18 protein-coding genes and 1 riboswitch are annotated in these 24,577 nt (G+C 73.0%); of the genes, 11 read left to right on the top strand and 7 right to left on the bottom strand.

The window, feature by feature from the left end; all coding sequences use genetic code 11:
• The first annotated feature begins 87 nt into the window (after nucleotides 1-87).
• Nucleotides 88-441: a hypothetical protein gene (locus tag ACFY01_RS37415; protein ID WP_132856166.1), complete on the top strand. Its 354-nt coding sequence runs from the start codon at nucleotides 88-90 to the stop codon at nucleotides 439-441.
• Here the strand turns inward: ACFY01_RS37415 and ACFY01_RS37420 are convergent.
• The gene (locus ACFY01_RS37420; protein ID WP_390740229.1) at nucleotides 419-1,375 is read right to left on the bottom strand and encodes a tellurite resistance/C4-dicarboxylate transporter family protein; all 957 of its coding nucleotides are present in this window, start codon (nucleotides 1,373-1,375) and stop codon (nucleotides 419-421) included. The two genes, ACFY01_RS37415 and ACFY01_RS37420, sit on opposite strands and share 23 nt — an antisense overlap.
• A gap of 26 nt (nucleotides 1,376-1,401) precedes the next feature.
• Complete coding sequence (locus ACFY01_RS37425; protein ID WP_390740230.1) at nucleotides 1,402-2,583, bottom strand: NlpC/P60 family protein; 1,182 nt, start codon at nucleotides 2,581-2,583, stop codon at nucleotides 1,402-1,404.
• A 7-nt stretch (nucleotides 2,584-2,590) separates the two neighbouring features.
• Nucleotides 2,591-2,768, bottom strand: a riboswitch (cyclic di-AMP (ydaO/yuaA leader).
• A gap of 228 nt (nucleotides 2,769-2,996) precedes the next feature.
• Here ACFY01_RS37425 and pcrA point away from each other — a divergent pair.
• Nucleotides 2,997-5,477 (top strand): DNA helicase PcrA, encoded by a 2,481-nt coding sequence (pcrA, locus tag ACFY01_RS37430; protein WP_390740231.1) that lies wholly within the window; start codon nucleotides 2,997-2,999, stop codon nucleotides 5,475-5,477.
• 42 nt (nucleotides 5,478-5,519) lie between these two features.
• On the opposite strand, the gene ACFY01_RS37435 is transcribed toward pcrA, so the two are convergent.
• Both ACFY01_RS37435 and ACFY01_RS37440 read right to left on the bottom strand, forming a co-directional pair.
• On the bottom strand, nucleotides 5,520-7,040 hold the full coding sequence (locus ACFY01_RS37435) for a M23 family metallopeptidase (RefSeq protein ID WP_390740232.1): 1,521 nt from the start codon (nucleotides 7,038-7,040) through the stop codon (nucleotides 5,520-5,522).
• A 264-nt stretch (nucleotides 7,041-7,304) separates the two neighbouring features.
• Complete coding sequence (locus ACFY01_RS37440; protein ID WP_390740233.1) at nucleotides 7,305-8,168, bottom strand: esterase/lipase family protein; 864 nt, start codon at nucleotides 8,166-8,168, stop codon at nucleotides 7,305-7,307.
• 296 nt (nucleotides 8,169-8,464) lie between these two features.
• Between ACFY01_RS37440 and ACFY01_RS37445 the strand changes: the two genes are divergently transcribed.
• Nucleotides 8,465-8,881, top strand: coding sequence for a cobalamin B12-binding domain-containing protein (locus tag ACFY01_RS37445; RefSeq protein ID WP_390740234.1), 417 nt, complete (start codon nucleotides 8,465-8,467; stop codon nucleotides 8,879-8,881).
• 98 nt (nucleotides 8,882-8,979) lie between these two features.
• Here ACFY01_RS37445 and ACFY01_RS37450 read toward each other — a convergent pair whose 3' ends face one another.
• The gene (locus ACFY01_RS37450; RefSeq protein WP_390740235.1) at nucleotides 8,980-10,620 is read right to left on the bottom strand and encodes a DUF5691 domain-containing protein; all 1,641 of its coding nucleotides are present in this window, start codon (nucleotides 10,618-10,620) and stop codon (nucleotides 8,980-8,982) included.
• Nucleotides 10,621-10,718: 98 nt separating this feature from the next.
• Complete coding sequence (locus tag ACFY01_RS37455; RefSeq protein ID WP_390740236.1) at nucleotides 10,719-12,077, bottom strand: SWIM zinc finger family protein; 1,359 nt, start codon at nucleotides 12,075-12,077, stop codon at nucleotides 10,719-10,721.
• A 132-nt stretch (nucleotides 12,078-12,209) separates the two neighbouring features.
• On the opposite strand from ACFY01_RS37455, the gene ACFY01_RS37460 reads away from it, so the two are divergent.
• From ACFY01_RS37460 to sucD, 7 genes are all read left to right on the top strand, one after another.
• The gene (locus ACFY01_RS37460) at nucleotides 12,210-13,370 is read left to right on the top strand and encodes an AAA family ATPase (RefSeq protein WP_390740237.1); all 1,161 of its coding nucleotides are present in this window, start codon (nucleotides 12,210-12,212) and stop codon (nucleotides 13,368-13,370) included.
• The gene (locus ACFY01_RS37465; RefSeq protein ID WP_390740238.1) at nucleotides 13,367-15,760 is read left to right on the top strand and encodes a DUF5682 family protein; all 2,394 of its coding nucleotides are present in this window, start codon (nucleotides 13,367-13,369) and stop codon (nucleotides 15,758-15,760) included. Before ACFY01_RS37460 ends, ACFY01_RS37465 begins: the two co-directional genes overlap by 4 nt.
• Nucleotides 15,757-16,926, top strand: coding sequence for a VWA domain-containing protein (locus ACFY01_RS37470; RefSeq protein ID WP_390740239.1), 1,170 nt, complete (start codon nucleotides 15,757-15,759; stop codon nucleotides 16,924-16,926). The genes ACFY01_RS37465 and ACFY01_RS37470 overlap by 4 nt, the downstream gene beginning before the upstream one ends.
• A gap of 134 nt (nucleotides 16,927-17,060) precedes the next feature.
• Nucleotides 17,061-17,918, top strand: coding sequence for a hypothetical protein (locus tag ACFY01_RS37475; RefSeq protein ID WP_390740240.1), 858 nt, complete (start codon nucleotides 17,061-17,063; stop codon nucleotides 17,916-17,918).
• Nucleotides 17,919-18,077: 159 nt separating this feature from the next.
• A complete protein-coding gene (locus ACFY01_RS37480; protein WP_390740241.1) occupies nucleotides 18,078-19,199 on the top strand; it encodes a hypothetical protein in 1,122 nt (373 codons plus the stop codon).
• 431 nt (nucleotides 19,200-19,630) lie between these two features.
• On the top strand, nucleotides 19,631-20,812 hold the full coding sequence (gene sucC, locus ACFY01_RS37485) for an ADP-forming succinate--CoA ligase subunit beta (RefSeq protein ID WP_390740242.1): 1,182 nt from the start codon (nucleotides 19,631-19,633) through the stop codon (nucleotides 20,810-20,812).
• A gap of 28 nt (nucleotides 20,813-20,840) precedes the next feature.
• Entirely contained in the window at nucleotides 20,841-21,725 is an 885-nt protein-coding gene (sucD, locus tag ACFY01_RS37490) for a succinate--CoA ligase subunit alpha (RefSeq protein WP_388791736.1), read from the top strand.
• A 129-nt stretch (nucleotides 21,726-21,854) separates the two neighbouring features.
• On the opposite strand, the gene ACFY01_RS37495 is transcribed toward sucD, so the two are convergent.
• Nucleotides 21,855-22,673, bottom strand: a complete 819-nt coding sequence (locus ACFY01_RS37495; protein ID WP_390740243.1) for a sigma factor-like helix-turn-helix DNA-binding protein — start codon at nucleotides 22,671-22,673, stop codon at nucleotides 21,855-21,857.
• A 113-nt stretch (nucleotides 22,674-22,786) separates the two neighbouring features.
• Between ACFY01_RS37495 and ACFY01_RS37500 the strand changes: the two genes are divergently transcribed.
• Nucleotides 22,787-24,565, top strand: coding sequence for a DUF6350 family protein (locus ACFY01_RS37500; RefSeq protein WP_390740315.1), 1,779 nt, complete (start codon nucleotides 22,787-22,789; stop codon nucleotides 24,563-24,565).
• Nucleotides 24,566-24,577 lie beyond the last annotated feature (12 nt).

Here is a 24,577-nt window from a genome sequence, read left to right on the forward strand (position 1 = left end):
CGCTGACCGATGCGGCGGTTTCCCGGGCGCGTGCCGACCATGGGGTGCTATGGGGCGCATATATGCGGCCCATTAGGCTCCGGCTTCATGGACGTACTCATCCATCTCTTCGTCGGCCTGCACATCGTCGGCATCGCCGCGCTCCTCGGCGGCTTCCTGACCCAGATGAAGGCGATGGGACGCGGCGAGGCCCGCTTCGTCCCGGCCATGCTGCACGGCGCCTTCACCATGCTGGCGACCGGCGTGATCCTGGTCGGGCTCAACGAGGCCGACGACCACCATGTCAACACCGTCAAGATCGGTGTGAAGCTGGCCCTGCTGATCGTGATCCTCGGACTGGTCTACGTGAAGCGGGACGAGGAGCGGGTGGACAAGAACCTCTTCGGACTGGTCGGCCTGCTGACCACGGCGAACATCTTCATCGCCGTGCTGTGGACCTGACCGCGCCCACGCCGACCACGAGCCACGCCGCCACCGAGATCCACACCAGCACGACCCCGGGCCCGCGCAGCCACGGGATCCCCAGGGCGGTGCCGACCGACAGCGTGGCCGCCGCGGTCATGCCCATGGGGAACACCGTCGACCAGCGCCGCACGTCGTAGCCCGGCCGCGGCCGCACCGCCTCCGTGACCAGCAGGACGACATAGCAGGCCCAGTCCAGCACGAGCAGCGCGACGGTCACGGTGCGCAGGACGCCCTGGTCGTCGCCGCTCCACAGGTACAGGCGCCCACCGTCGGCGGCGACCAGCCGCGCGCCGGCCAGCGCCGAGACGGCGAGCGCGCCGCCGCTGATCCACTGGTCCCCGGCGCCTTCGAGCAGCTGCCGCGGATCGAACCGGGCGAGGGCGAACCCGTAGAACACCAGTCCCAGCCAGAACAGCACGAGCGCGGTGTGCGCGAGCCACGCCGTGGCCGTCGCGGCGGCCAGCACGGCTCCCAGTACGGCGATCGACTCCGTGGCCACACAGCCCAGGAACACCGCCCCCGGCATGCGCCGCTCCCACCGCCGCAGGACGTGGACGAGCAGCACCGGCCAGAGCACGACCGCCAGCGCGAGCAGCGCCTCGGCCAGGACCGGCCGGCCCAGCAGCGAGAACCGGGTGCCCAGCACCGCCGTGGCGGCCACCGCGGTGAGCGAGCTCGGCGTCTCCGCCTCCGCCGCCCACCGCTCCCGCTCGTGCAGCAGCCGCAGGGTGAAACCGGCCGCGAACCCCAGCCAGGCGGCGCAGGCCAGCCCCAGGGCGGCCCGGGACAGCACCTCGTGACCGGCCGGCTGCAACCCCACCGACACGATCCCGGTCGCCATGACAGCGGCACCGGCTGCCGGTGAACGCCGGGCCCACCAGACGCGTAATGGTGAGAGGGAGCCCGGCATGAGCCCGATGCTAGGCGCCCGCCGGCTCAGGCCGGACGCACCACGCTGTGGATGATCGATTCGCCGCCGTAGTAGATCGACTCTTCACGGACGTACGCGCCGGGCTTGGGGGCGTGGATCATCATGCCGTTGCCGATGTAGATGCCGACGTGGCTCACGTCGTCGTAGAAGAAGACCAGATCACCGGGCTGGGCGTTGGCGAGGGAGACCGTGGTTCCGGCGTTGACCTGGTCGTAGGTGGTGCGCGGCAGGCTGACGCCGGCGGCCTTCCAGGCGGCCTGGGTGAGGCCGGAGCAGTCGTAGGAGCCGGGGCCGGTGGCGCCCCAGACGTACGGCTTGCCGATCTGCGCGCGGGCGAACGCGATCGCGTTCGCGGCCTTGGCGGAGGACGAGGAGGTCGGCGAGGACGGCGAGGTCGACGTGGACGAGTCCGACGCGGAGCCCGTCGAGGTCGAGGTGTCCGACGAGGCGCTGCTCTGCTGCTGCGCCTTCGCCTGCGCCGCCGCCTGCTCCTTCGCGAGCTCCGCCGCCTTGCGCGCGGCCTCCTCCCGCTTCTGCTGCTCGATCGCCGCGAGCCGCGCCTTCTCCTGCGCCGTCAGTGTGGACAGCAGCTCGCGCGCCGTCGCGAGCTTCTTCTGGACGGTCGCCTTGGCGGCCTGGAGGTCGTGCTGGGAGTCGGTCAGCGTCTGGAGGCTCTCGGTGGCCTCCTGCCGCTTCTTCATGGTCGCGGACTGCTCGGTGACGTAGTCGTCGACCGCGTTCTTCTGCCGCTTGGTCAGCCGGCTCATCAGCTGGGCCTGGTCGAAGTAGTCCTGCGGGGTGTCCGCGAGCAGGAAGGTGGCGGTGTCGGGAGCGGCGGCCCCGGTCCGGTACTGGGCGGCGGCGAACGAACCCAGCTTCTCGCGCGCCTTGTTCAGCCTCTCCGTGCGCTTGGCCACCTCGTCGAGGAGCGAGTCGACGCGCCGGCGCTGCTTGCCGGTCGTCTCCTTGGCCGCGTTGTACTTCTCGGTCGCCGACCCCGCCTGCCGGTACAGGTCGTCGACCTTCTTCTCGACCTCTTCCATGCTCGGCTTGCCGTCGGTGGAGGGGGTGGAGGGGGCGGCGTTGGCCGTCTGGGAGAGCAGGGCGACGGAGGTGAGGGCGGCGGTGGCGAGGGCGGGCTTGCGTATGCCTGCCCCACCCGAGGGGCGCTTGCGGTGCGACGCCAAGGGAGGCGACTCCTTCCAATGTTCCGCCTACCGGGTTAGCTGTCGGGTTCGGGCGGGTGGTTCGGAAGGGTTGCCCTACGGCCGTCGTCCCCGGTGGGGATGTCGGGCCGATTCACCCCAAGGTCTCGGTGGGTCCCCGGCTCCGGCTGCCGCGAGGGGCGCACCGGACTCGGCGGAGGCCGCGCGGCCCGGCGGGGTTCGCCGGTGGGGGTCGTACGGCCTGGCGGAACGCTAGCCAACTCGTGTGACTCATGTGAAGGTTGGTGCACTATATGTCCGATACATTTTCGTGACACGAGACGGGTGTGTCGTTGTCGTGACCATGTGGTTCCGCAGGGTGAGGAGATCGTTCCCCGGCCAAGTTCCGAGGGCGGCGGCCGGTTGTCGGTGGGGCGCCCTAGACTCGGAGAGCGATGAGCAGCCTCTTTGACGACAGCTTCCTGGCGGACCTCCAGGCCCCTCGCGGGCACGACGAGGAACCCCCGCCGCCGCCCGAGGACGATCACGCTCCGGAGCCGGTTCCGGACGATCTGTTCGGCGGGAAGTTCGACGTGCCGCCGGACCGGGACGCGTACTACCGCGACGGTGCCCCGCGCCCGGCGATCGACGCGGCCGCGCTCCTGGAGGGGCTGAACGAGAACCAGCGCGCGGCAGTGGTCCACGCCGGCTCCCCGCTGCTCATCGTGGCCGGCGCCGGCTCCGGCAAGACGCGCGTGCTCACCCACCGCATCGCCCACCTGCTCGGCGAGCGGGGCGTCCACCCGGGCCAGATCCTGGCGATCACCTTCACCAACAAGGCCGCCGGCGAGATGAAGGAGCGCGTCGAGCAGCTCGTCGGCCCGCGCGCGAACGCGATGTGGGTGATGACCTTCCACAGCGCGTGCGTGCGCATCCTGCGCCGGGAGAGCAAGAAGCTCGGCTTCACCTCGTCGTTCTCGATCTACGACGCCGCCGACTCCAAGCGCCTGATGGCCCTGGTCTGCCGCGACCTGGAGCTCGACCCGAAGCGCTACCCGCCGAAGTCCTTCAGCGCCAAGATCTCCAACCTGAAGAACGAGCTGATCGACGAGGAGGACTTCGCCGCCCAGGCCGCCGACGGCTTCGAGAAGACCCTCGCCCAGGCCTACGCCCTGTACCAGTCGCGGCTGCGCGAGGCCAACGCCCTCGACTTCGACGACCTGATCATGACGACGGTCAACCTGCTGCGCGCCTTCCCGGACGTCGCCGAGCACTACCGCCGCCGCTTCCGCCACGTCCTGGTCGACGAGTACCAGGACACCAACCACGCCCAGTACGCGCTCGTGCGCGAGCTCGTCGGCACCTCCGAGCACCCGGCGGACGTGCCGCCCGGCCCGGACGACCTGACGCCCGCCGAGCTGTGCGTGGTGGGCGACGCCGACCAGTCGATCTACGCCTTCCGCGGCGCGACCATCCGCAACATCCTCCAGTTCGAGGAGGACTACCCGGACGCGACGACGATCCTGCTGGAGCAGAACTACCGCTCCACCCAGACGATCCTCTCCGCGGCCAACGCGGTCATCGAGCGCAACGAGTCCCGCCGCCCCAAGAACCTGTGGACCAACGCGGGCGCGGGCGCGCGCATCACCGGCTACGTCGCCGACACCGAGCACGACGAGGCGCAGTTCGTCGCCGACGAGATAGACCGCCTCACGGACGCGGGCGAGGCGAAGGCCTCGGACGTCGCCGTCTTCTACCGCACCAACGCCCAGTCCCGTGTCTTCGAAGAGGTCTTCATCCGCGTCGGCCTGCCCTACAAGGTCGTCGGCGGTGTCCGCTTCTACGAGCGCAAGGAGGTCCGGGACGTCCTGGCCTACCTGCGTGTCCTCGCCAACCCGGAGGACTCCGTCCCGCTGCGCCGCATCCTCAACGTGCCCAAGCGTGGCATCGGTGAGCGCGCCGAGGCGATGATCGACGCCCTCGCCCAGCGGGAGAAGATCAGCTTCCCGCAGGCGCTGAAGCGGGTCGACGAGGCGTACGGCATGGCGGCGCGGTCGACGAACGCGGTCAAGCGGTTCAACGTGCTGATGGAAGAGCTCCGTACGATCGTCGAGTCCGGCGCGGGCCCGGCCACCGTCCTGGAAGCCATACTCGAACGCACCGGATACCTGGCCGAGTTGCAGGCATCCACCGACCCGCAGGACGAGACCCGCATCGAGAACCTCCAGGAACTCGCGGCAGTGGCGCTGGAGTTCGAGCAGGAGCGCGGCGAGGGCGAGTCGGTGGGCCTGTCCGACTTCCTGGAGCAGGTCGCGCTGGTCGCCGACTCCGACCAGATCCCGGACGAGGAGGACGGCGACGGCGTCATCACGCTGATGACCCTGCACACCGCCAAGGGTCTGGAGTTCCCGGTGGTCTTCCTGACCGGCATGGAGGACGGCGTCTTCCCGCACATGCGGGCCCTCGGTCAGACCAAGGAACTGGAGGAGGAGCGGCGGCTGGCGTACGTCGGCATCACGCGTGCGCGGGAGCGGCTGTATCTGACCCGGTCGGCGCTGCGCAGCGCGTGGGGCCAGCCCTCCTACAACCCGCCCTCCCGTTTCCTGGAGGAGATCCCGCCCGCCCACGTGGAGTGGAAGCGGAAGGGAGCTGCGGCCCCGACGCCCTCCGGACCGGCGTCCGCAGTGGCGGCCTCGCTGTCCTCCAGCCGCTCGCGCTCCTCGGCGTCGGGCGCCTCCGGCTTCGCCACCCGCAGGTCCTCGGAGAAGCCGGTGGTGGCGCTGGCCGTCGGGGACCGGGTGACGCACGACCAGTTCGGGCTGGGCACGGTCGTCGGGGTGAAGGGCACGGGCGCGAACGCCGAGGCGACGATCGACTTCGGCGACACCAAGCCGAAGCGGCTGCTGCTGCGGTACGCGCCGGTGGAGAAGCTGTAGGGGCGAGGCCCGGGGTTCCGGGGGCTCGGCGCCCCCGGGGTCCTACGTCGGGTCGAGCCCGTGGCTGCGCAGCCACGGCAGCGGGTCTATGGCCGCTCCGCCGCCCGGCCGGACCTCGAAGTGCAGGTGCGGGCCGGTCGAGTTGCCGGAGTTCCCGGAGTACGCGATCGGAGTCCCGGCTTTGACGGTCGTGCCGGCGGGAACCCGGTAACTGGAGAGGTGGCAGTACCAGGTCTGGGTGCCGTCCTTCGCCGTCAGGATCAGCATGTTGCCGTAGGCGCTGTTCCACTTCGTCGAGACGGTGCCGTCGGTCGCCGCCATCACCGTCGTGCCGTACGAGACGGGGAAGTCGATGCCGGTGTGCACCGACATCCAGTTCACGCCCGCCTGGCCGAAATAGGCGCTGAGCCCTTTCTGCGCGACCGGAAGGACGTACTTGGGGCGCAGCCGCTCCTTGCGGGCCGCCTCCGCGGCCGCCGCCTTCTTGTCGGCCGCCTGCTGGGCCTTGAGGTCGATGCGCTCCTGCGTCCGGCTGGCCCGGTCGGCGAAATCGTCGGCGCCGGCGGAGAGGGTCCTGAGCTGGGAGTCCAGCTTGCTGTTGGCGATGGACGGTTTCACCGCATGCGCGTCCGAAGCGCTGGCCGTGGTGTCCTTGCCGCCGTCGTCGGTCAGGCTGCCGACGGAAGCGGCGGCGATCCCGGCGACCCCCATCACACAGACCGACGGCACGGCGACGGTCAGCAGGGCGGAGCGCTTGGGAGGTGTACGGCGACGGGAGCGGGCCGCGCTGCGGGAGCCCGGCCGGGGCGGCGCCGGGGTGACCTCTTCCTGGTCGTCGAGCAGGGTGGCGACGGCGGGCAGCTCGCCGGTCGCGGTCAACTCGTCGCCGTCCGTGACCTGTTCCGCCTCGGCGTTCTCCTCGTAGGAGACCTGTTCCTCGTACCCCTCGTAGGAGACCTGCTCGAAGGTGGCGGTCCCCTGCTGGTCGAAGGGCTGCTCGTAGGACTCGGGCTCGGTGGCCGTGGCGGTGCCGTCGGAGTTCCACTGCGTGGCGTCGTACGCGCCGGTGTCGAAGGCCTGCGTGCCCCACTCCCACTGCTGGGTGAGGTCGGGCGTGGCCCCGGACTGGTCGGGCTGGAGCCAGGCGTTCGCTTCCCACTGGCCGCTGACGTCCGGGGACGTCGCCTGGTGCGGGATGCCGACGAACTGCTGCTGGCCGGTCGTCCAAGCGGTGGCGTCGTAGGTGCCGGAGTCGTAAGCGCTGTGGTGCTGGGCCGCGTACGGGTCGTAGTGCGCGTTCTGGCCGGCGCCGGTCGTCCACTGCGTGGCGTCGTAGGCGCCGGTGGTGTGGCCGTTGCCCGGGAGACTGCCGAAGAGCGGATCGGAGTCGTAGGCCGTGGTGGCGTGGGCGCCGGTCTCGAAACCGGTGGCGCCGTACCCGTCGTACGTGGTGAAGTCGCCGTACTGGGTTTCCTGGCCGCCGTGGGGCGCACAGTGCGCGGAGGCGGCGTCGGAAGCCGGAGCCGGGGTGGTCATGGTCCCCGACGGGTGACGGTCGTTCACCAACTTCTCTTTCGCCTCGACAACAGGGGCTGGCAGAGCAGTGCGGCGACTGTACCCGGCGGTACGCGGGCGCGACAATCTTCGGCCGGTTTCACGTTCGTAGGAAACGGGCATTCGGCCGTGTTTCGGGGGACGATGGGCGCGGGTTTGGCTTTGTGTTCGAAGGACGTTCGAAGCCGGACGGGTGTCCGCCCGGTGGACGGGCCGCTCCGGACGGCTGTCGCACCGCCCCGCACGCCCGTGATCGAGCGGGGCGAGCCGGGTTCAGGACGCGACCGTGAGTCCCTTCCTTCGTTTCCCGGAGTGTGCCGCCGGCCGCTCGCTGTCGAGGGCCTGCCGTATCCCGGACGCGACGGCCGGATGCACCGGCAGGGCGAGATGCCCGATCCCCGTCACCGGCACATTCAGCGCCATCAGGTCGGGATGGTCGATACGGGCGGTTTCCAGCGGGTCCATCAGGGAGTCCAGATCGCTCCAGAAGCTGACGAAGTGCGTACGGCAGCCGGGCGCCGGCCGGGTGAGCTCCTCGATCAGCTCGGACTCGGGGCGCATCTGGCGCACGATCGGGTGCGCGTTCGCCAGCGGCACGACCCGGGTGCCGCCGTGCGGGCTGCCCAGCGTCACGAGCGTGCGGACCCGGCGGTCACCGCCGAGCCGCTGCACGTAGTAGCGCGCGATCAGCCCGCCGAGGCTGTGGCCCACCACGTCGACCTGCGGACTGCCGGTCCGCTCGCAGACCTCCTCTATGTGCCGGCCCAGCAGCTCCGCCGCGGCACGGATGTCCCGGGTCAGCGGCGAGTAGTTGAGCGACTCGATCCGCTGCCTGCCGTGCTGGAGGAGATTGCGGCGCAGCAGCAAGAAGACCGAGCGGTTGTCGACGAAGCCGTGCAGCAGGACGACCGGCGGCCGCTCCTGCACCGGCAGCTTCGCGCCGCCGTCCGGCACCGCCACGACGGGGGAGCGGCGCTCCGGGAGGATGCCGGTCGGATACAGCAGCACATGCCCCGCGAGGATCGCGGCTTCCAGGGCGGTCGCCTTCAGGAGCGCCAGGGACAGGCCGGCGATTCTGTCCGGCACGAGACGGCGGCAGAGCGGAAGTATGGGGTCCAGTGCCCTGGTGACCATCATGGCCGGCCTCCTGTCGGCACGCCGGAGGACGGCTCCGCCCCCCGTGTGCCCTCATGGGATGCCACGAGAAGCGCGGTCGACGGGGCGCGAGTGGCCCGCGTGAGAGACGTGGGGCACGCGGCGCCCGCGGCGTCCTGCCCTGCCTGTCCAACGTGCCTTTCGTGACCCCGTGGACCACGCCGCGGCTCCCGAACGTGTCCCACCGTGTGATTTCCCCCTCGGTCCACGCCGTGAAACTGGCGGTTGCGGGATCCTGTAGATAACGTTCGTTCACTTCTCGCTTCATGGAGGCAGTCATGGGTGTGGCAGCCGGTCCGATCCGCGTGGTGGTCGCCAAGCCGGGGCTCGACGGCCACGACCGCGGCGCCAAGGTGATCGCGCGGGCGCTGCGCGACGCCGGCATGGAGGTCATCTACACCGGCCTCCACCAGACACCGGAGCAGATCGTCGACACCGCGATCCAGGAGGACGCCGACGCGATCGGCCTGTCCATCCTCTCCGGCGCCCACAACACCCTCTTCGCGGCGGTCATCGACCTCCTCAAGGAGCGCGACGCCGAGGACATCCTGGTCTTCGGCGGCGGCATCATCCCCGAGGCGGACATCGCCCCCCTGAAGGAGAAGGGCGTCGCGGAGATCTTCACACCCGGCGCCACCACGGCGTCGATCGTGGAGTGGGTCCGGGAGAACGTGCGCCAGCCCGCGGAGGCGTAGCGCCTCGGACGGCAGACCCGGGCGGGGCGGCGCGCCGGCCAGGCGACGCAGCGCCCCGGCAGGCAATGCTCGCCGCGCCGCGGCGCCCGGCCGGGGCACTAGCCCGCACCCAGCTCGTCCGCCATCGCCGCGCGCAGGCGCAGTGTCGTGACGAGCCGTTGGAACGCCTCCGCCCAGTACCCTCCGGCCCCCGGCGACGCGTCCTCCCGCTCGTCCGGCACCGCCAGCAGCCCGTCCAGCCGTGCGGCCTCCGCCGGGTCCAGGCACCGCTCGGCCAGGCCCATCACTCCACTGAAACTCCATGGGTAACTCCCCGCGTCCCGAGCGATGTTCAAGGCGTCCACCACCGCCCGCCCGAGCGGAGCGGCCCACGGCACCGTGCACATCCCGAGCAGCTGGAACGCCTCCGACAGCCCGTGCGTCGCGATGAACCCCGCCACCCACGCGGCGCGTTCCTCCGCGCCCAGCGTGCCCAGCAGCTTGGCCCGCTCGGCCAGCGAGACCGCCCCGGGCCCACCCGCCTCGGGTGCCGACGGCCGGCCGAGCAGGGCCCGGGACCACTCGGCGTCCCGCTGCCGCACCGCCGCGCGGCACCAGGCCGCGTGCAACTCGCCCAGCCAGTCGTCCGCGACCGGCAGCGCCACGATCTCCTGAGGTGTGCGCCCGCCGAGCCGTGCCGACCAGGTCCCGAGCGGTGCCGCTTCCACCAACTGACCCAGCCACCACGACCTTTCTCCTCTACCCGTAGGAGGTTTGGGCACTACACCGTCTCTCTCCATCCTCGTGTCGCACTCAAGCGGTGCTTCGACCACGATCGTCGCCCTGTCCCGTGTGTGATCGACGGCCACACAGGCCCCGGCCCGCACCGCCATCCGTGCGGCGAGCGCCGACCCGGGCAGCGCGGACAGCAACTCCGCGGCCGTCGCCCGTACGTTGCGGCTGCGGTCGGCCAGCGCCTGCTCCAGGAAGGGCTCGTCGTCCGCGGCGAGCCCCGCGCGCAGCGAGTCGAGGAACATCAGCCGGTCCTCCGCGCGCTCCGTCGCCCACGTGCCCGCCAGCAACTCGCGCGCGACCGCCGGTCGGTGCGCCCGGACCGCCGCGAGCAGCGCGACCCGCTCGGCGAACAGCCCCTCCTCCCAGAGCCGGCGCACCCCGTCGGCGTCGTCGGGGTCCGGCAGCGCCGCGCCGCCACCGGGCGCCGCGCGCAGGGCGAACCGCCAGTCCGGGTTCAGCCGGGCCAGCCACAGCGCCCGCGACCCCGCGAACTCCAGCACCGCCGGGCGCAGGTCCGTACGGCCCCGGGCCGCGTCCAGCAGCGCGGGCAGCGCCTGCGGGGGCGGGGCGTATCCGCGCCTGTTCGCCGCCGCCAGCCACTGGGGCAGCAGCTCCATGAGGTCGGGCGAGGTGCCCCGGCGGCCGCCCCCGCCCGTGCCGGGGCGGTCGGCCAGCAGCATCGCCAGCCTGCGCGCCGCCGGGTCGGGCAGTACGGGGCGCGGATCCTCGGGCGCCGGTTCCGGCCGCTCGGCCGCCGGTGCCGGACGCAGCCCGGCCCGCCGCCGTACGGTCTCCACGGCCGCCGCGTCCAACAGCGCCACCGGCGCCTCCCGCCCCGGCGCGCCCCCGGCCGGTGGACGCCGGTCGGTACCGAGCAGGGCCGCGGTGACGAGCTCCTCCCAGACACCCGCGACGGGCGCGTCCGTTGGAGCGGGAGTGCCCGTCGCAGCGGGAGTGCTGTTCATGACGTGCCTCTCGGTCGGTGGGCGGCCCGGCGAAGTGGTTGAAGGGTTACCCACGTCGGGTGTCCCCTGGGGCGGGCGATATGCGTGCGTTCGCCCCGTCAGCAAAGCGCCACCGCCTCGCCCGCCCCCGCCGGCCAGGCCGTCAGGGGAGTGAAACCCCGGTGGCCGCACTCGCCGAACACCTTGACGGGAGCGCCGCCGGAGAGGGCGACGAGGCGCCACAGGCCCGGGCGGGAGTGCGCGCCGGGGGTGAGGGGGAGCGCCGAGTCGGTGTCGGCGTCCGCCAGTTGCCAGGAATCACCGGCCGCGGCCGGCACGACCCGGTCCAGCGTGACCGGAACCGCGTCCAGCCAGGGATCGGCCCGCAGGGCCTCGCCGTACCGCGCGGCAGCCTCGGCCGTGGTCAGACCCGGCGGCCGGACCCCCGCGGACACGGGCGCGGCGAACCGCTCGCCCAGCGCCGCCCGCAACTGCCCCGCGCCCGGATACACGGACACCTCGGCGTCCAGGACCAGTCCGACCGGCAGCGCCAGCTCAGGGGCACGGCCGGCCGCACCGTACGACAGCAGCAGGGCCGTACGGCCCGACTCGGCGCCGTACAGCCATATCCGGCGCGTGGTCAGCTTCGGGTCGGACGTGTCGTACTGGGCGAGGACGAGCCAGCGGTCGCGCACCGGCGGGCCGTCCGCGGCGGCGGGCAGGCCGACGCGGGAGCGGACCGTCGCCGCGAGGCCGTCCGGGAGCCGCTCCCGGCGCAACCAGCCCTGGTCGAGCAGGTGCAGCAGCGCGCACTCCTCCAACAGCCGCACCGGCCAGCCCGGTCCGGACGCCGGTATCGCCCCCAGCTCCCGCACCCGCGCGGCCAGCCCAGGCGCCTGGGCGTCGACCATGCGGGCCGCGGTCTCCTCCCACAGCCCGTACCCCGCCGACTCCGCCGAGGCCAGGCCGCCGCGCAGCAGATCCGCCAGCCGCTGCTCCAGCTCCGTCGCGCCCGCGGTGACCCGCTCGGCCCGGCGCTCCGCCCGGCGCCGGGCCGCCTCCGGATCGGCGGCCCCCGAACCGGAACCGCCGCCGTCACCAGCCCGCTTGTCCTCCGAGCGCTTACGTCTGCCGGAGATCCACTGCTCCGCCCAGTCCGGCGCCCCCGCCGCCCTGGGCACCGCGCCGTCCCCACCCGCCCACAGCAGCAGCAGACCGAGCGCGTGCTTGCACGGGAACTTCCGGCTCGGGCAACTGCACTTGTACGCGGGCCCGGCCGCGTCCGCGATGTCGACGACCGTCTGATACGGCCTGCTGCCACTGCCCTTGCACAGCCCCCACACCGTCCCCTCGTCGGCACTGCCCGTCCCGGACCACGGCCCGGCCACGCCGAGCCTGCTCCCCGCCTTGCGTGACGCGGCGTCAGGCGCCAGTGCCAGCACCTGCTCCGCGGTCCAGCGCACCCCCTGCTCAGTCATGCCACCGAAGGTAGATCCCGCCACTGACAATCGGCCCTGCGAGCACGTCCGCGCAGGTCAGAGCGATTGTCAGTGGTGTGGTGCAGGGTTGGTGACAGATCCGAACCGGCCGAGCTGGAGGGGGCCTCAGCCATGTCTGTGTCCGTGGAACCGACGTCCGTGCAGACCCAGTCCGTGCAGGTGCAGTCCGTGCAGAAGCACGGGGAGCAGCCGGCCGAGGCGCTCAGGCCGCACGCGGAGGACGCCTTCGCGGCCGAACTCACCGCGCTGGCCGCGCAGGACGACCGCCCTCGCCCGGCCCGCTGGAAGCTGTCGCCGTGGGCGGTCGCCACGTATCTGCTCGGCGGCACGCTGCCGGACGGCACGGTGATCACACCGAAGTACGTGGGCCCGCGCCGCATCGTCGAGGTCGCCGTCACCACGCTCGCCACCGACCGCGCGCTGCTGCTGCTCGGCGTGCCCGGCACCGCCAAGACCTGGGTGTCCGAGCACCTGGCCGCCGCCGTCAGCGGCGACTCGACCCTGCTGGTGCAGGGCACGGCGGGCACCCCGGAGGAGGCCATCCGCTACGGCTGGAACTACGCGCAGCTGCTCGCCCACGGACCCAGCCGGAACGCCCTGGTGCCCAGCCCCGTCATGCGGGCCATGGCCGAGGGCATGACGGCCCGCGTCGAGGAGCTGACCCGCATCCCGGCCGACGTGCAGGACACGCTGATCACGATCCTGTCGGAGAAGACGCTGCCGATACCGGAGCTTGGGCAGGAGGTGCAGGCGGTCCGCGGGTTCAACCTCATCGCCACGGCCAACGACCGCGACCGGGGGGTCAACGACCTGTCCAGCGCCCTGCGCCGCCGTTTCAACACGGTGGTGCTGCCGCTGCCGGAGAGCGCCGACGCCGAGGTCGACATCGTCTCCCGCCGCGTCGACCAGCTCGGCCGCTCCCTCGACCTGCCGGCCGCGCCCGACGCCATCGACGAGATCCGCCGCGTCGTGACCGTCTTCCGCGAACTGCGCGACGGGATCACCGCCGACGGCCGGACGAAGCTGAAGTCGCCCAGTGGCACCCTGTCCACCGCCGAGGCCATCTCGGTCGTCACCAACGGCCTCGCGCTGGCCGCGCACTTCGGCGACGGCGTGCTGCGGCCGGCCGACGTGGCCGCGGGCATCCTCGGTGCCGTCGTCCGCGACCCGGCGGCAGACCGCGTCATCTGGCAGGAGTACCTGGAGACGGTCGTCCGCGAGCGGGACGGCTGGAAGGACTTCTACCGGGCCTGCCGGGAGGTGAGCGCGTGAAGGACGCCCCATGGCCGAGGGCATCGGCCGCCGGACCGCTGCTGCTCGGCGTGCGGCACCACGGGCCGGGCTCGGCGCGGGCGGTGCGGGCCGCGCTGGAGGCGGCCCGGCCGGAGGTGGTGCTGATCGAGGGGCCGCCCGAGGCCGACGACCTCATCCCGCTGGCCGCCGACGACCACATGCGGCCCCCGGTCGCGCTCCTCGCCCACGCCGTGGACGAGCCCGGCCGCTCGGCGTTCTGGCCGATGGCCGAGTTCTCCCCGGAGTGGGTGGCGATCCGCTGGGCCCTGGCACACGGAGTACCGGCCCGCTTCATCGACCTGCCCGCCGCCCACACGCTCGCGTGGGAGAGAGAAGAGGGAAGAGAAGGGGGCGAAGAGGGAGAAGAAGCGGGAGAAGACGCAGGAGAAGAAGGAGAGGTGGATGACGTCCGCCTCGATCCCCTCGCCGTCCTCGCCGAGGCAGGCGGCCACGACGACCCCGAGCGCTGGTGGGAGGACGCCGTGGAGCACCGGGGCGGGGGCGACCGGGACCCGTTCGCGCCGTTCGCCGCGCTGGAGGAGGCCATGGGGGCGCTGCGGGAGCGCTACGGCACCGGCGGGCACGCCCGGGACCCCGTGCGGGAGGCGTACATGCGCCTCCAGGTGCGGGCCGCCCGGCGGGAGTTCGGGGACGAGGTGGCCGTGGTCTGCGGGGCGTGGCATGTGCCCGCACTGCGGGAGAGGTCCGCCGTCAGCGCGGACCGGGCCCTGCTGAAAGGACTGCCCAAGGTCAAGGCGGACATGACCTGGGTGCCGTGGACGCACCGCAGAATGGCCCGGGCCGGCGGGTACGGCGCGGGCATCGACTCGCCGGGCTGGTACGGGCACCTGTTCACCGCCCCCGACCGGCCGGTGGAGCGGTGGCTGACCAAGGTCGCGGGGCTGTTGCGCGAGGAGGACCGGATCGTCTCCTCGGCCCATGTCATAGAGGCGGTGCGGCTGGCCGAGACGCTCGCCGCGATGCGCGGCCGCCCGCTGGCGGGCCTGGGCGAGACCACCGACGCGGTGCGCGCGGTGATGTGCGAGGGCTCGGACGTGCCGCTGGCGCTGGTGCGCGACCGGCTGGTGGTCGGGGATGTGCTGGGCGAGGTGCCCGAGGGGGCGCCCGCGGTGCCGTTGCAGCGCGACCTGGCCCGGGAGCAGCGCCGGCTGCGGCTCAGACCCGAGGCGCTGGAGCGGGAGCTGGAGCTCGACCTGCGCAAGGAGACCGACGCCGGACGGAGCCGGCTGCTGCACCGGCTGCGGCTGCTCGGCGTCGACTGGGGCGAGCCGGCCGACTCCCGGGGCAGCACGGGCACGTTCCGGGAGACCTGGCGGCTGCGCTGGGAACCGGAGCTGTCCGTGCGGGTCGCCGAGGCCGGGGTGTGGGGTACGACCGTGGCCGCCGCCGCGACGGCCAGGGTGGAGGCGGACGCCCTGGCCGTGCCGTCCCTCGCCGACGTCACCGCCCTCGCCGAGCACTGCCTGCTCGCCGAACTGCCCGACGCCCTGCCCGTGGTGATGCGCGTGCTCGCCGACCGGGCCGCGCTGGACACCGACGTCGGTCACCTGGCGCAGGCCCTGCCCGCCCTGGTCCGCTCCCTGCGCTACGGCGACGTGCGAGGCACCGGCACCGAGGCCCTCGCCGGGGTCGCGGCGGGCCTCGCCGAGCGGGTCTTCGTCGGTCTGCCCCCGGCCTGCGCCGCACTGGACGCCGACGCGGCCGAGGAGATGCGCGGCCATGTGGACGCCGTGCACGGGGCGGTGGCCCTGCTCGCCGAGGCGGCCGTGCCCGGCCACGGCGACCTGCGCCCGCGGTGGCGCGCGGTGCTGCGGACCCTGTCCGCACGAGATGCCGTGCCCGGGGTGATACGGGGTCGCGCGGTGCGCCTCCTGCTCGACGACGGCGAGTTGGGGCAGGACGCGGCGGCCCGGCTGATGGGTCTCGTGCTGTCACCGGGGACGCCACCCGCGGACGCCGCCGCGTGGATCGAGGGCTTCGTCGGCGGCGGGGGCGGGATGCTGCTGGTGCACGACGAGCGGCTGCTCGGCCTGGTCGACGCCTGGCTGACCGGGGTGTCCGCGGAGGCGTTCACGGACGTACTGCCTTTGCTGCGGCGCACGTTCTCCGCGTACGAGGCGGGGGTGCGCAGGACACTCGGGGAGCTGGTGCGGCGCGGGCCGGGCGCCGTGGGGAGCGCGACGGCCGGCGGCGCGGGCATACCCGGCTTCGCGGCCGACCTCGACCCGGACCGCGCGGACGCGGTGCTGCCGGTGGTGCGGCTGCTGCTGGGCCTGCGCGAAGACGGCACGGCCGACGCGGGCGGCGCGTACGCCGACGACAACGACCCGGTGGGGGTGGGCACATGACGAACGAGCCGGCGTACGCCGACGACCCGGCCCGGGAGCGGCTGCGGCGCTGGCGGCTGGTCCTCGGGGGAGACACGGCCGACGGCACGGGACACGCCCTGTCCGGGCGGGACGCGGCGATGGACGGGGCGCTGACCGCGCTCTACGGCAAGGGCGACCGGCCGCGGACGGGCCGGGACCGGGCGGCGGGGCTCGGGGCGTCGGCGCCGTCCGTGGCGCGCTGGCTCGGGGACATCCGCACGTACTTCCCCTCCTCCGTCGTCCAGGTCATGCAGCGGGACGCCATCGACCGGCTCGGGCTGGCCACCCTGCTGCTGGAGCCGGAGATGCTGGAAGCGGTCGAGGCCGACGTGCACCTCGTCGGCACGCTGCTCTCGCTCAACAAGGCCATGCCGGAGACGACGAGGGAGACGGCGCGGGCGGTCGTGCGCAAGGTCGTCGAGGACCTGGAGAAGCGGCTGGCCACCCGTACCCGGTCCACCCTCACCGGCGCCCTCGACCGCAGCGCGCGGGTCAGCCGGCCGCGCCACCACGACATCGACTGGAACCGCACGATCGCGGCCAACCTCAAGCACTACCTGTCGGAGTACCGGACGGTCGTGCCGGAGCGGCTCGTCGGCTACGGGCGCGCCTCGCAGTCGGTGAAGAAGGAAGTGATCCTCTGCGTCGACCAGTCCGGTTCGATGGCGGCGTCCGTCGTCCACGCGTCCGTGTTCGGGGCGGTGCTCGCCTCCATGCGGTCGATCAGCACACGGCTCGTCGTGTTCGACACGGCCGTCGTCGACCTCACCGACCAGCTGGACGACCCGGTCGACGTCCTCTTCGGCACCCAGCTCGGCGGGGGTACGGACATCAACCGCGCGCTCGCCTACTGCCAGTCGCGGATCACCCGGCCCGCGGAGACGGTGGTCGTGCTGATCAGCGACCTCTACGAGGGGGGCATACGCGACGAGATGCTCAAGCGGGTCGCGGCGATGAAGGCGTCGGGGGTGCAGTTCGTGGCGCTGCTCGCGCTGTCGGACGAGGGGGCGCCGGCCTACGACCGGGAGCACGCGGCCGCGCTCGCCGCGCTGGGCGCACCGGCGTTCGCCTGTACGCCGGATCTGTTCCCGGAGGTGATGGCGGCGGCGATCGAGAAGCGGCCGATTCCCATACCGGAGCAGTGAAAAGGGACATGACTACCCATCGGTAACAGGGGGCTTGCGCAACCTCGGGCGTTTCGTGCGAGGATCGACGCCGTATCCCGTCGACCCGACAGTCGTTCCGTCGCACGTTCCGTCGCACCGAGGACCCTCCGCTCTTGACCTGGCCAGCAGCCCTGCCCGGCGCCGCTGTGCGCGTGTTGCGCACGGCGGCCGGACGGCGTGCGCTGCAACTGGTGCTGCTGGTCGGCGGCTTGTTCGCACTCGGCTTCGTCTGCGGCGAGCAGGCACATGCGGCGGAGGGGACGCCGTCGGTTGCTTCGGTGTCCGCGGTTTCCGCGGTGTCGCCGGTGTCGTCGGTGTCGCCGGTGTCGTCGGCGACCACCGTGACCACCGAGGATGTCGTACGGACCGTCAGCGCTCACGTCACCCGACCGGTCGGTGACGTGGTCGGCACGGCGACCCGGGACCTGGGCGAGGCGCAGGCCGAGGCACCGGCGTTGCCGAAGCTGCCCGCCCTGTCCACCCTGCCGAAGCTGCCCGCGCAGCCCTCGCTGCCCGCGCCGCCGGTCGTCGAGGTGCCCGGGCCGCAGCAGACGGGCGGCCCGGAGATGGCGTCGCCGCCCCCGGCGACCTCCTCCACCGGCCACGTCGGTACGGCGGCCCGTACGGACTCCCGTACCGAGCGCCGTACCGAACCCCGTACGACGGTGACCGGGCCACAGGGGCCGCGCGTCGCCCCGGGCTTCGGCACGCCGGTCGCTCGTGCGTACGCCGGCGGCCTGCGCACCGCGGACCGGGTCGGCGCCCCCTCCCGCCCCGCGCCCGCCGGTGACCCGGACGGGGCGCTCGCCAACCGGGCGGTAGTCGGCGGCGGCACGTCACCCCATGCCGACGCGTATGCCGTCACCCCTGACCACCGGGCGCCGCTGCGTCTGACGCCCGGTGCCATCGCGCGCGCCGACGCGCCCGGGACCCGGGACAGGTACCGGGACATTCCCGTCTTCCCCGGCTAGGGCTCCCTCCCCGAGGCAGAAACGGCCATTTCTCCGCCGTGGACCTGCCGCGCGGGGGCGGAACAGGTCTGCCCGCCCGTCCGGACATCCCCCAGTCCTCCGGACGGAAGCCGCTCAAGACATCCCGGAACCCTGAACCTGAAGGAACTGACGCACGCAATGAACAAGAACATCCGCCGCTCCATCGTCATAGCCGCCGGTGTCACCGGCGCGTGGGCGCTCGGCTCGGCCGTCGCCAGCGCCGACGAACTGCCCACCTCGGCCCTCTCCGCACCGGACACGGCCGCCGACACCCCGAGCACGGACACCCCGAGCACGGACACCCCCAGCACCGCCAAGGTCTCGGCGGCGCAGGCCGTCACCGAGGCGAGCCCCGTGCACACCTCCCCACAGCCCCAGGCCGAGATCGACTACCTGTTCGGCCCCCTCTCCTCCTTCGCCCCGGAACTGGAGCAGGCACCGGCCGCCGCCGAAGCCGCCGTCTCCGGCGTGCCCGGCCACGTCACCGGCACCGCCACCGGCACCGTCACCCCGGTCGTCGACCAGACGGCCGCCGCGGTCGTCCCGCCGGTCGCCGGGACCGCCGTGCACGGGGTGCGGCCGGTGGCCGGTCACGCCGTGGCCGCCGCCACGGGGCTGGCGTACGGCGTGGTCGCCGACGTGCCGCCGTACGCCGCAGGTGTCGCCGGGCAGGTCGGCCGTGACACCACGCACGCGGTGCTGCCGCCGGTCGCGGACACCGCCGTGCGCGGGGTCGTGCCGGTCGCCGGGGAGGCCGTCGGGGACGCGGGGACGCTGGCGTACGGCGTCACGGGCGACGTGCGGCCCTTCGCGGGCGGTGTCGCCGGGCAGGTGCCGCCGCTGGCGTACGGGGTGACCGGGCAGGTTACGCCCTTCGCGCAGGGCGTCGTGGGGGAGGTGCCGCCGTTCGCCGAAGGGGTCACCGGGGCCGTCCGGCAGGTGGCCGACCCGGTCGCAGGCAGTGCCACGACGCTGGCCCACGGGGTGACGGGTGACGTCGCTCCGTTCGCGGGCGGGGTGGCCGGCGAGGCCCACCCCTTCGCCCGGCAGGTCGCCGGGCAGGTGGCGCCCTTCGCGCAGGACTTCACCGGAACCGTCAGTACCGGCGCCGGTCCGCTCGCCGGGCACGCGGTCACCGGTGTGACGGGTGTGGCCGAATCGGCGCTCCCGGGATATGTGCATGACACGGGGTACACGCACATCACGAACATCGCGCAGAACCCGCACAACGTGCACGACGGGCACACCTTCAGCGTCTGAGGGCGTCTGAGGACTCCCGTCCCGACCGACTCCGTGGGGTTGAACGGCCCGGACGGCCGAATGCCGTCGGCCCGTGCGGCCGACACCTCGCGGACCGGGGTGGTTGGTCCCCATTGGGGTGGGGATCAGCCGCCTGCGGCCCCTGAAAGGGCCATTTCAGGGGCCTCACCGGGTCAACCCCAGCCCGGTGAGGCCCCGCCGTCCCGGCACGCCGTGCCAGTGAGGGCGGCATCATGTGACAGGTATCACCGCTCAGGTGTGACCCTCGATTTAGGGACCCCCGGGGTGCGGCGATAACCTGCGAGACGGACATGCCGCGCGCTCGGACACCGTGTGCGCTTCCCTAGTGACACATGCGGACGTCACGTTGCCCTTCGCGGCACGCCCACGCATCCAACGAACCGCGAGATCACTGATAGGGACGGAAGCGCGTGGACCTGTTCGAGTACCAGGCGAGGGACCTCTTCGCCAAGCACGATGTACCGGTGCTGGCCGGTGAAGTCATCGACACGCCTGAGGCGGCGCGCGAGATCACCGAGCGGCTGGGCGGCAAGTCCGTCGTCAAGGCGCAGGTGAAGGTCGGTGGTCGCGGTAAGGCCGGTGGCGTCAAGCTGGCCGCCTCCGCGGACGAGGCCGTCGCCCGTGCGACGGACATTCTCGGCATGGACATCAAGGGCCACACGGTCCACAAGGTCATGATCGCCGAGACCGCTCCGGAGATCGTCGAGGAGTACTACGTCTCCTTCCTCCTCGACCGTGCCAACCGCACCTTCCTCTCCATCGCCTCCGTCGAGGGCGGCATGGAGATCGAGGAGGTGGCGGCCACCCGCCCCGAGGCCGTCGCGAAGATCGCGATCGACGCCATCGACGGTGTGGACGAGGCCAAGGCCCGCGAGATCGTCGAGGCCGCCAAGTTCCCGGCCGAGGTCGCTGACAAGGTCGCGAACGTCCTCGTCAAGCTGTGGGACACCTTCATCAAGTCGGACGCCCTCCTCGTCGAGGTCAACCCGCTCGCGAAGGTCGCCTCCGGCGAGGTCATCGCCCTCGACGGCAAGGTGTCGCTCGACGAGAACGCCGAGTTCCGCCACCCCGAGTACGAGGAGCTCCACGACAAGGACGCGGCCAACCCGCTCGAGGCCGCCGCCAAGGCGAAGAACCTCAACTACGTCAAGCTCGAGGGCGAGGTCGGCATCATCGGCAACGGCGCCGGTCTCGTCATGAGCACCCTGGACGTCGTCGCGTACGCCGGTGAGAAGCACGGCAACGTCAAGCCGGCCAACTTCCTGGACATCGGCGGTGGCGCCTCCGCCCAGGTCATGGCCAACGGTCTGGAGATCATCCTCGGCGACCCGGACGTCAAGTCCGTCTTCGTCAACGTCTTCGGTGGCATCACCGCCTGTGACGAGGTCGCCAACGGCATCGTCCAGGCCCTGAAGCTCCTCGAGGACCGCGGCGAGAACGTCTCCAAGCCGCTCGTCGTCCGCCTCGACGGCAACAACGCCGAGCTGGGCCGGCAGATCCTCACGGACGCCAACCACCCGCTGGTGCAGCGCGTCGACACCATGGACGGCGCGGCCGACAAGGCCGCCGAGCTGGCCCACGCCGCCAAGTAAGCACTCAGGACGAGGACACCAACACACCATGGCTATCTGGCTCAACAAGGACAGCAAGGTCATCGTCCAGGGCATGACCGGCGCCACGGGCATGAAGCACACCAAGCTCATGCTCGGTGACGGCACCCAGGTCGTGGGCGGCGTGAACCCGCGCAAGGCGGGTCAGACCGTGGACTTCGACGGCACCGAGGTACCCGTCTTCGGCACCGTCAAGGAGGCCATCGACAAGACCGGCGCCAACGTCTCCGTCATCTTCGTGCCGGAGAAGTTCACCAAGGACGCGGTCGTCGAGGCCATCGACGCCGAGATCCCGCTGGCCGTCGTGATCACCGAGGGCATCGCCGTGCACGACACGGCGTCCTTCTGGGCGTACGCCGGCAAGAAGGGCAACAAGACCCGGATCATCGGCCCGAACTGCCCCGGCATCATCACCCCGGGCCAGTCGAACGTCGGCATCATCCCGGGCGACATCACCAAGCCGGGCCGCATCGGCCTGGTGTCGAAGTCCGGCACGCTGACGTACCAGATGATGTACGAGCTGCGTGACATCGGCTTCTCGACGGCCGTCGGCATCGGTGGTGACCCGATCATCGGCACCACGCACATCGACGCCCTCGCCGCGTTCCAGGCCGACCCCGACACCGACCTGATCGTGATGATCGGTGAGATCGGTGGCGACGCCGAGGAGCGCGCGGCCGCGTTCATCAAGGAGAACGTGACCAAGCCGGTCGTCGGCTACGTCGCGGGCTTCACCGCGCCCGAGGGCAAGACCATGGGTCACGCGGGCGCCATCGTCTCCGGTTCGTCGGGCACCGCCCAGGCGAAGAAGGAGGCCCTGGAGGCCGCGGGCGTCAAGGTCGGCAAGACGCCGACCGAGACGGCGAAGCTGGCGCGGGAGATCCTGGCCGGCTGAGGCAGGCTCGACCGAGCGTCGGTAGGCCCGTTCCCCGAGGTGGGGGCGGGCCTACCGTCTTTCTGCCGCGCGGCATCGCTTTGCTCTTCGGGGCCGCTTTGCTTTGCGGAAACGTTTCACTCCGCTGGATCACCCCGGCACCGGCAGCAGTCTCTCCGGCCCGTGTGCCGACTCCTGGCGCAGTTTGGCCCGCAGGGCCAGCTCCTTGGCCGACAGCGGGCCCAGGGCCGCTCTCGGCGGTACGCCCCGCACCGCCTGGGCCGGACCGGGCGGTTTGTCGAAGTGGGTCGGAGCGGTCCGCAGCGTGAGCGCGGTGGCGCCGACGACCGAGGCCGTGAGGGCGATCGCGGCCCGGGTCCAGAGCCGGACCCGGCGTTCGCCGAGCGAGCGCACCACTGTCGGCCGGGCGGCCCGCAGCCGATCGGTGGAGGCCAGTTCCGCCAGCCGCCGGTGCAGCAGCCGGCAGTCCGCCAGTTCCGGGATCCGCTCGGCCACCGCGGCGCGGGCGCGCGTCAGCCGGCGCGCCGCCGCCGGTGTGCTCGCCTCGGTCTCCGCCGCGGTCTCCGGCAGGTCGAGGCCGACACCGTCGTACAGCAGGAGCGTGCGGCGGTAGGGCGGCGGAAGCCTCAGCAGGGCGTCCAGCAGCTCGCGGTCCTTGGCGTCGGCCGGGGGCGGGTCGGGGCGGCGGAGCGGGTGGAAGCGGTGCCAGGGGGAGAGTGCGCACTCGTACGCCGTGGCCCGTACCCAGCCCGCCGGATCCCGGTCCCTGGCCACCTCCGGCCAGCGCTGCCAGGCGAGCTCGAAGGCCCGCTCCACGGCGGCGCGGGCCGATTCGCGCCGCCCGGTGAGCAGGTACGTCTGCCGTACGAGGGCGGGGGCGCAGAACTCGTACAGCGCGTCGAAAGCCTGAGCGGGTGTCAGGGCGACATCGGTCTGACGGGGCGTCACCGGTCAGCCCTCCAGAGGAAAAAACACATAAACATATATTGAGCGACACTTCGGTGGTTCGCCTGTTACGCCCGTAAAGCGCGTGTCGTTGGGAGCATGGCGGCGTGACGCAGATGACCGCTCGCCGACCGTCGTTGTCGCTCTTGCTCACCCGCCTGCTCACCCGGCTGCGCGACCGGTCGCCCGGACTGGCCGCGAGCCTCCTGGGCGGCGCGGTCGCGGCCGGGCTCGGCCTCGGCTGCTTCGCCGTGCTCGTGATGGTGCTGTGGGTCAGCTCCCCGTACCCCGACAGCGGACCGGGCGGCGCGCTGCACGTCGCCGCCGCACTGTGGCTGCTCGCGCACGGCGTCCAGCTGGTCCGCACCGAGACGCTCTCCGGCGTCCCCGCGCCCGTCGGCGTCACCCCGCTGCTGCTGCTCCTGCTGCCGGCCTGGCTGCTGTACCGGGCGGCGCGGGACGCGACGGACGCGCCGGCCGACGCCGACGGCCCGCCACCGGTCGCCGCGCACACGGCGTGGACGGGCGTCGTCCTCGGCTACCTCGCGGTGGGCGCCGGCGCCGTGCTGTACGCCTCGGACGGCGCGCTGCGGCCCGTCTGGGAGTGGGCGGCGGTGTGTCTGCCGCTCGTCGCGGTGGTCGCGGCGGGCGCGGGCGTGTGGTCGGCGTACGGCCGTCCGCGCGAGCCCCTGCTGGGCGTGCTGGCACTGCTGCCGGGGTTCCTGCGCCGCCGGGCCCTGGCACCGGGCGGGCGGGCCGGGCTCCGGGCGGCCGTGCGGGCGGCGCTGGCCGGGACGGCGGTACTCCTCGGGGGCGGGACGCTGCTGCTCGGCGTGTCGCTGGTGGGCCACGGCGAGGCGGCCCGCGTCTCTTTCCTCCAGATGACGGAGGGCTGGACGGGACGGTTCGCCGTGCTCGTGCTGTGCCTCGCGTTGACCCCGAACGCGGCGGTGTGGTCGGTGGCCTACGCCCTCGGCCCCGGGTTCGCGCTCGGCGCCGGACACCTCGTCGACCCGGTCGCCTCCCGCCCGGCGCCGCTGCTGCCGCCCTTCCCGCTGCTCGCGGCGGTACCGGACGCGGGTCTTCCGACGCCGTGGAACTGGGCCGCCAGGGCGGTGCCGGTGGCGGCGGGGGTGACGGTCGCCTGCTTCGCAGCGCGGGCCGGGGAGCGCCGGGCGCGCTGGACTCCCGCACGGGCCGCCGGGACGGCCCTGCTGGCGGCCGTGTTGTGCGGGGCTGTCTTCGCCCTTCTGGCGAAGCTGGCGGGCGGTCCGCTCGGGGTGGCGGCGCTGGCCCGGTTCGGGCCGGTGTGGTGGCAGGTGGGCGGCGCGGTGCCGGCGTGGCTCGGGGCGGTGGCGGTGCCGGTGGCGGTGGTCGTGCGGTGGTGGCGGGGGCGGGCTTCCCGCGTGGAGGCGGAAGGGGAGCCCGGGGAATCGGCCGGGGCGGGCACGCCGGAGGCCCAGCAGCAGCGGGAGGAGGCGTCGAAGGCGTGGCAGGCGACACCGGCACCGGCGCACGAGCCGTTCGTCTACGACAGCGCCCTGGACGCCTACGACGTACTGCCGGCCGAGGCACCGACCCGACCCGCGCCGTCGGCTCCACCGGCCCCGGCCACCACGCCGGCCCCGGCCACCACGCCGGCCCCGGCCACCACGCCGGCCCCGGCCACCACGCCGGCCTCGGCTGCCGTGCCGACCGCGCCGATCCCGCCGACTCCGACCGCCGAACCGACCCCGGACGCCCCGCCGACCTCGTCCATCCCCCCAGCCCTGGCCACCCCGCCGACGCCGCCTGCCGGGCCGGCCGCGTCTACCTGGCCGCCCTCGTCGACCCGGTCGACGCCCTCGACTCCGGCCACCCCGCCGGCTCAGCCGGCCCGACCGGACGACGAGTAACCCCCGCTACTC

Origin of the sequence: Streptomyces sp. NPDC001480 (assembly GCF_042894725.1) — a bacterium.
Lineage (GTDB): Bacteria > Actinomycetota > Actinomycetes > Streptomycetales > Streptomycetaceae > Streptomyces.

Coding starts and splice junctions, on each gene's coding strand:
- sucD (WP_388791736.1), top strand. CDS start 20,841: ATGGCTATCTGGCTCAACAAGGACAGCAAGGTCATCGTCCAGGGCATG.
- ACFY01_RS37455 (WP_390740236.1), bottom strand. CDS start 12,077: ATGACTGAGCAGGGGGTGCGCTGGACCGCGGAGCAGGTGCTGGCACTG.
- ACFY01_RS37500 (WP_390740315.1), top strand. CDS start 22,787: ATGACCGCTCGCCGACCGTCGTTGTCGCTCTTGCTCACCCGCCTGCTC.
- ACFY01_RS37445 (WP_390740234.1), top strand. CDS start 8,465: ATGGGTGTGGCAGCCGGTCCGATCCGCGTGGTGGTCGCCAAGCCGGGG.
- ACFY01_RS37420 (WP_390740229.1), bottom strand. CDS start 1,375: ATGCCGGGCTCCCTCTCACCATTACGCGTCTGGTGGGCCCGGCGTTCA.
- ACFY01_RS37480 (WP_390740241.1), top strand. CDS start 18,078: ATGAACAAGAACATCCGCCGCTCCATCGTCATAGCCGCCGGTGTCACC.
- ACFY01_RS37460 (WP_390740237.1), top strand. CDS start 12,210: ATGTCTGTGTCCGTGGAACCGACGTCCGTGCAGACCCAGTCCGTGCAG.
- ACFY01_RS37440 (WP_390740233.1), bottom strand. CDS start 8,168: ATGATGGTCACCAGGGCACTGGACCCCATACTTCCGCTCTGCCGCCGT.
- ACFY01_RS37470 (WP_390740239.1), top strand. CDS start 15,757: ATGACGAACGAGCCGGCGTACGCCGACGACCCGGCCCGGGAGCGGCTG.
- pcrA (WP_390740231.1), top strand. CDS start 2,997: ATGAGCAGCCTCTTTGACGACAGCTTCCTGGCGGACCTCCAGGCCCCT.
- ACFY01_RS37415 (WP_132856166.1), top strand. CDS start 88: ATGGACGTACTCATCCATCTCTTCGTCGGCCTGCACATCGTCGGCATC.
- ACFY01_RS37450 (WP_390740235.1), bottom strand. CDS start 10,620: ATGAACAGCACTCCCGCTGCGACGGGCACTCCCGCTCCAACGGACGCG.